Source organism: Desulfovibrio legallii (genome assembly GCF_004309735.1).
GTDB lineage: Bacteria > Desulfobacterota > Desulfovibrionia > Desulfovibrionales > Desulfovibrionaceae > Desulfovibrio > Desulfovibrio legallii.
This window is the reverse complement of record NZ_SIXC01000023.1, coordinates 1-5,714: the sequence shown is the minus strand read 5'-3', so window position 1 is coordinate 5,714 and position 5,714 is coordinate 1. Positions and strand designations below refer to the sequence as shown.

The window sequence follows — 5,714 nt, the reverse complement described above, 5'->3', positions numbered from 1 at the left end:
CAACGGCGAGCGTATGGCTTCCGCAACTTCGAAAATTACCGCCTGCGGGTGCGCGTATTGTGCTGCTGAAATGGATGGGGAATTGTTCAGAAACCTGTCGGAAAAACTGCCCTTTGAAGGGGCTTGCCCCCGTCTTTGGTGTAGAGCCGTCTTTGGTGTAGAGCCCCATGTACTCGCTAAAAACACCCCTTTTTTGAACGCAAAAACCGCCAAATTATCATCAGATAACTTGGCGGTTTTATTAGCTATGTGGCGGAGAGGGAGAGATTTGAACTCTCGATACAGGTTTAAGCCCGTATACTCGCTTAGCAGGCGAGCTCCTTCGGCCGGCTCGGACACCTCTCCGTATGCGCAGATGTGCTGCGCAAAGCCCAATGCTTATATAGCAGAACTGTGCTGACTGCAAGCAAAAAATGCAGTTTCAGCCGCGCGGCGGCGCGCTGTTTTTACAGGTCTTGCCGTGTCGAAGCCATTGCGCTGTTTTTCCCTGCGCCAAGGTGCGCATTTTCGGCGTCAGACCCCCGGTCTGACGGCGAAACCGGGCAACCACATTGTCGCCGGGACGCGGACGGTTTCCCACCGGCCACGATGCTTCAATGATTTTTTTCATCGTCCTGTTTGTGGCGGCTTTGTTCCTTGCGCGCCGCGCGCACAAAGACCCACAGGGCCAAAGCGGCCAGAACAGTAATGCCTAACGCGTTCAGCAGTGCGTAATCCATACAGTATCCGTATGGCGGTCAGGCCGCCATCAGGCGGGCACGCCCATTTTGCTGAAGCCGCTGTCCACATAGAGCACCTGGCCGGTGACGGCGTGGGCCAGATCCGAGGCCAGGAAGGCGGCGGCGCCGCCCACATCGGTGGTGCGGACGTTGCGGTGCAGGGGGGCGTGGTTTTCCACCAGGGTAAAAATATCCTTGAGGCTGGATACGGCCGAGGCCGCCAGGGTTTTGATGGGGCCGGAGCTGATGGCGTTGACACGCACGCCCTTGGGGCCCAGGTCGTAGGCCAGATAGCGCACAGAGGCTTCCAGCGCCGATTTAGCCACCCCCATGACGTTGTAGCCGGGGATAATCTGGGTGGAGCCGTGGTAGGTCATGGTCATGACCGAAGAGCCGTCGTGCAGCAGAGGCTCGAAGGCGCGGCAGAGGGCGGTAAGCGAAAAGGCCGAAACTTCCAGTGCCAGCTTGAAGCCGTCGCGCGAGGTATCCAGAAAGCGGCCGTTGAGATCCTCACGGTTGGCAAAGGCTACGGAGTGGACCAGGATGTCCAGGTCGCCCCAGTTGTCTTTGACCAGGGCGGCAGCGTCGGCGATCTGGCCGTCGTCGCACACGTCACACTGGAAGGTAAATTCACCGCCCAGTTCCTCACTGAGGGGCTCCACCCGTTTTTTAATGGCCTCGCCCACATAGTTGAAGGCCAGGCGCGCGCCCTGTTCCTTAAGGGCGGCGGCGATGCCGTAGGCGATGCTTCTGTTGTTGGCAAGGCCCATGATCAGGGCTTTTTTTCCTTGCAGCAGCATGGATTCTCCTCCTTGCTGTAGGGGGCCGGTGTTTCCGGCATACAGTTTGTGCGGCTGGGCCGCGATCCGGGGGAACCCGGCGCAAAAGCCGTCACGCGCGTCTGCCCGCGACGCGGCGGCATAACTATAACAGCAAAAACCTGGGAAATCACCCTATAATCAGGCTGCCGCACCGGCGAGGGCGCGTGCCCAAACGCTTGGGACGTTTGCTGCCTTTGCGAAAGTGCATTTCCAAAGGCGACTGGTCCAGCGCAGATTACCTTTACGAATCTGTATTCTTAAAGGTTACGGCACGCTCGTTCCGGCGCTTAGCCGTGCAAAGGCATAGCGCTGCTGCCTTCATCCGGAGCCAGCGCTGCTGCCTTCATCCGGAGCCAGCGCTGCTGCCTTTATTCGGAGCCAGCGCTGCTGTCTTGCCCGTAACTTCCCTCGTCGTAACGGGCTAAGTTTCTGCGTCGCAAAGGCTGAAGCTGCGCTTGCGCCCTCACAGCGGGCTGCTGCTTGCGCAATCGTCAGGGCATTGCAACGTTGCAATGCTCTATGCGCTTCACGCCGCCCGTTGTTTAGGGGGCACTGCGAACCCGCAACGGCGCACTGGAAAACTGTTATGGCGCTGTGCGGGGCGCGCGGCGTCCGTGCCCGAAGCACACGCCGGGCGCAGGGCCGCCGCAAGTAACGGCCCTGCAGAAAATGCCATTATTTGGTCAGAATGTCATAGGCCTCACGGTAGCGGGCCGCAGTGGCGTCAACAATGTCCTGGGGCAGGGGCGGCGGGGGCGGCTGCATGTTCCAGGGCTGTTTTTTGAGCCAGTCGCGCAGGTACTGCTTATCAAAGCTGGGCTGGCCGTGGCCGGGTTCGTAGCCCTTGGCGGGCCAGAAGCGCGAGGAATCGGGCGTGAGCACCTCGTCAATGAGGTGCAGCTTGCCGTCAATAAAACCGAATTCAAACTTGGTGTCGGCCACGATGATGCCCCGTTCTGCAGCCCAGGCGCGTCCGGCGGCATAGATCTGCAGCGAGGCCCGCTCTACCTGGGCGGCGGTTTCCGCTCCCAGGATTTCGGCGGCCCTGGCCACGCTGATGTTTTCATCGTGCTGGCCCAGCGCCGCCTTGGTGGAGGGCGTAAACAGGGGCGGGTTCAGTCGGTCGGATTCGCGCAGGTCAGCGGGCAGGGCGTAGCCGCAGAGCGTGCCGTTGGCTTGATAGTCCTTCCAGCCCGAACCGGTGATGTAGCCGCGCACAATACACTCCACCGGCAGGGGCTGCGCTTTGCGCACGAGTACGGCGCGGCCTTCCAGCTCGTCCTTCCAAGGGGCCAGGGCGGCGGGAAAGCGGTCCACATCGCTTTCCAGAAGGTGGTTGGGGATGATGTCTTTGAATTTTTCCATCCAGAACAGGGTAATTTTGTTCAAAATCACGCCCTTGTAGGGGATGGGATCATTCATGATGACGTCAAAGGCGGACATGCGGTCCGTGGTGACGATGAGCAGGGTATCGTCGTCCACCGCATAGATGTCGCGCACCTTGCCGCGCGAAAGCAGAGGGTAGGCGTCGATCTGGGTTTTGACCACAACTTTCATGGGAACTCCCGCGGGCAGGCCGCGTTATTTTTTGCCCCGCACTTCCACGGAGCGGGCATGGGCCTCCAGCCCTTCCAGCCGGGCCAGGGCCGCAATGGCTGCCCTGTTTTGCTGCAAAAAGCTGGAAGAGGCAGCCACCACACTGGTTTTTTTGCAAAAAGTCTGCACCGACAGGGCCGAAGAGAAGCGTGCCGTACCCAAGGTAGGCAGCACATGGTTGGGGCCGGCAAAGTAGTCGCCCACAGCCTCAGGACTGTGCTGGCCCATGAACACAGCCCCGGCGTGGCGGATGAACGGCAGTACGGCCCAGGGGTCGCGCACGCAGAGTTCCAGATGCTCCGGGGCCACCTGATTGGCTACGGCCACGGCCGCATTGAGGTCGGGCGTAAGCACAATAGCCCCCCAGTCCGCCAGTGAACGCGCGGCAATGGCGGCGCGGGGCAGGGCGGCACACTGCTTTTGCAGTTCCATATTCAGAGCCTCGGCCAGGCGCGGGTCGTCGGTGATGCAGATGGCCGAAGCCAGAGCATCGTGCTCGGCCTGTGACAGCATGTCCGCCGCAAGCCAAGCGGGGTTGGCGGAGGAATCCGCCACCACCAGCACTTCACTGGGGCCGGCGATCATGTCTATGCCCACCTGCCCCTGCACCAACCGCTTGGCCGTGGTTACAAAGATGTTGCCGGGCCCGGCGATGACGTCCACGGGCGCCAGGCTTTCAGTGCCGTAGGCCAGAGCCGCGATGGACCAGGCCCCGCCCACGCGGTAAACTTCGTCAATGTCCAGCAGGTGCGCGGCGGCCAGGATGTGGGGGTTGACGCTGCCGTCCTTGCGGGGAGGGGTGCACACGGCCAGACGGGGCGTGCCCGCCACCTGGGCGGGGATGGCGCTCATGAGCAGGCTGGAGATGAGCGGCGTGTTGCCGCCTTGTCCGCCGGGCACATAGAGGCCCGCTGCGTCCACGGGCAGCACCTGCTGGCCCAGGATGCTGCCGTCTTTTCTGGTGAGAAACCAGGATTTTTCCACCTGCGCCTCGTGAAAAGCGCGGATGTTGGCAGCGGCGGCGCTGATGATTTCGCGGTCTTCAATGCGCACTGTGGCGGCGGCGCGGGCTATTTCCTGCTCGGTCACCCGCAGGGGTAGGGCAAAATCCGGGCAGTCGAATTTGCGGGTGTAGTCTACTAAAGCCGCGTCGCCGCGCTCGCGCACGGCGGCCAGAATTTCCTGCACGGCCGCTTCGGCTTCGTTGCCGGGGTTGCGACGGCCTTGCAGCCACTGGGACATCTTGGGCCATTCCTGCGGGTGTTGCAGGGTCAGAATCCGACAGGTCATAGCTGGTTCAGGTTTCCTGTGCGGGCATGCTGTTGCCGACGGCGCTGAAGCGCGTCACAGCGGGCGGCGCCCGTTCTGCCGCCCGGCCTGTGGGCCGGCGGGTGGTGGGGGTGCCTCTCCGGTCCTCGTTTGGAAGAGCGAATATACAGAAGGCGGCGAGGAATGTCGAGGCTGTACAGGCTCACGCGTCTTGACACGGGGCAAGGGCGACCTTACTTAGCAGCAATGATGCCGCCCTGCGGCGGAGATATTTTTGGAGGAAGCATGCAGCGTCATAAGATGCACCATTTTTACGGGCAGCCCTTCCACGATGCGGCGGCAGGGGAGACCGCGCCCGAAACCGCCCCCGGCGATGCGCGGGGAGCCCGCCCTGAAGACCATGCCGCGTCCAAAGGCGCGCCCGTTGCGGATGAAGCGGACCTCGTGACGGCGCCCGGAGAGCAGCCCGGCCAGGAAATGCCCGTGGCCGAACAGGCCGGGGACGAGGATGTGGTGGACATGTTTATGCCCGACGCCGCCCCGGCGGATGCAGACGTCCAGGCTCGCTGCAAGGCGGAAATAGAAGAACTGCGCCTGCGCGCCGCAGCGGAGATGGACAATTTTAAAAAGCGCCTGACCCGCGAACATCAGGAACAGGTGCGCTATGCGGCTGAAAAGGTGCTGGGCGATTTGCTGCCGACCCTGGACAACCTGGATCTGGCTCTGCAGTACGGCAGCAAGGACGAAGCCTGCAAGGATATGCTGCAGGGCGTGGCCATGACCCGCAAACTTTTGCTGGACGCTGTGACCAGGCATGGCCTGCGTCCTGTGGGCGAAGAGGGCGAGGAATTTAATCCCGGCCTGCACGAAGCCGTGGGTTTTGACGCCAAGCCCGACTTGGCCCCGCATTCAGTGACCCGCGTGCTGCAGCGCGGCTATAAACTGGGCGAAAGGCTGCTGCGCCCGGCCAAGGTTATGGTCAACCCGTAGTTGTTGTTTTGGATTTTACTGCAGATAGTCGCCGCCCCCGTGATTGTTCACTAGAGTATTTAACACTTGAAATGCTCGCTTACGGCAGGCAAAAGCCTGCCTTCTCGCATTTCGTGGCAAGGATTTTCAAGAAAATCCTTGCAGAGCAATTAACTCATTTCATTCGTAAACTGCTCTAGGTGTAGTGTTTCAATAGGTTGTTCACCCTCCCCAAATCGGTAAAGCTGGAGTTAACAGACAACAGCAAACCGAGAGGGGGAAAGGGTGAACAGCCATAAGAATGCCAAACTGACGGTTCGTAGTCGAGAAGAAATGGTGC

Annotated in this window: 6 protein-coding genes and 1 tRNA gene; 1 reads left to right on the top strand and 6 read right to left on the bottom strand. The window is 61.1% G+C overall.

What is annotated here, in order from left to right; genetic code table 11:
• Window positions 1-250 precede the first annotated feature (250 nt).
• From EB812_RS11520 to hisD, 6 genes are all read right to left on the bottom strand, one after another.
• Window positions 251-345 (bottom strand) — tRNA-Ser (locus EB812_RS11520).
• A gap of 76 nt (window positions 346-421) precedes the next feature.
• Window positions 422-610 (bottom strand): hypothetical protein, encoded by a 189-nt coding sequence (locus EB812_RS11515; protein ID WP_130958324.1) that lies wholly within the window; start codon window positions 608-610, stop codon window positions 422-424.
• Complete coding sequence (locus EB812_RS11935; protein WP_270229490.1) at window positions 594-719, bottom strand: hypothetical protein; 126 nt, start codon at window positions 717-719, stop codon at window positions 594-596. The genes EB812_RS11515 and EB812_RS11935 overlap by 17 nt, the downstream gene beginning before the upstream one ends.
• 29 nt (window positions 720-748) lie before the next feature.
• On the bottom strand, window positions 749-1,519 hold the full coding sequence (locus tag EB812_RS11510; protein WP_118230651.1) for an enoyl-ACP reductase FabI: 771 nt from the start codon (window positions 1,517-1,519) through the stop codon (window positions 749-751).
• 696 nt (window positions 1,520-2,215) lie between these two features.
• Window positions 2,216-3,097, bottom strand: coding sequence for a phosphoribosylaminoimidazolesuccinocarboxamide synthase (locus tag EB812_RS11505; RefSeq protein WP_118230650.1), 882 nt, complete (start codon window positions 3,095-3,097; stop codon window positions 2,216-2,218).
• A gap of 24 nt (window positions 3,098-3,121) precedes the next feature.
• Window positions 3,122-4,426, bottom strand: coding sequence for a histidinol dehydrogenase (hisD, locus tag EB812_RS11500; protein ID WP_118230649.1), 1,305 nt, complete (start codon window positions 4,424-4,426; stop codon window positions 3,122-3,124).
• 264 nt (window positions 4,427-4,690) lie between these two features.
• Between hisD and EB812_RS11495 the strand changes: the two genes are divergently transcribed.
• Complete coding sequence (locus EB812_RS11495) at window positions 4,691-5,395, top strand: nucleotide exchange factor GrpE (RefSeq protein WP_380059459.1); 705 nt, start codon at window positions 4,691-4,693, stop codon at window positions 5,393-5,395.
• Window positions 5,396-5,714: the final 319 nt, after the last annotated feature.

What these genes read in the sequence shown, in the direction of transcription:
- EB812_RS11935 (WP_270229490.1), bottom strand. Translation starts at nt 719, where the DNA reads ATGGATTACGCACTGCTGAACGCGTTAGGCATTACTGTTCTGGCCGCT.
- EB812_RS11495 (WP_380059459.1), top strand. Translation starts at nt 4,691, where the DNA reads ATGCAGCGTCATAAGATGCACCATTTTTACGGGCAGCCCTTCCACGAT.
- hisD (WP_118230649.1), bottom strand. Translation starts at nt 4,426, where the DNA reads ATGACCTGTCGGATTCTGACCCTGCAACACCCGCAGGAATGGCCCAAG.
- EB812_RS11515 (WP_130958324.1), bottom strand. Translation starts at nt 610, where the DNA reads ATGAAAAAAATCATTGAAGCATCGTGGCCGGTGGGAAACCGTCCGCGT.
- EB812_RS11505 (WP_118230650.1), bottom strand. Translation starts at nt 3,097, where the DNA reads ATGAAAGTTGTGGTCAAAACCCAGATCGACGCCTACCCTCTGCTTTCG.
- EB812_RS11510 (WP_118230651.1), bottom strand. Translation starts at nt 1,519, where the DNA reads ATGCTGCTGCAAGGAAAAAAAGCCCTGATCATGGGCCTTGCCAACAAC.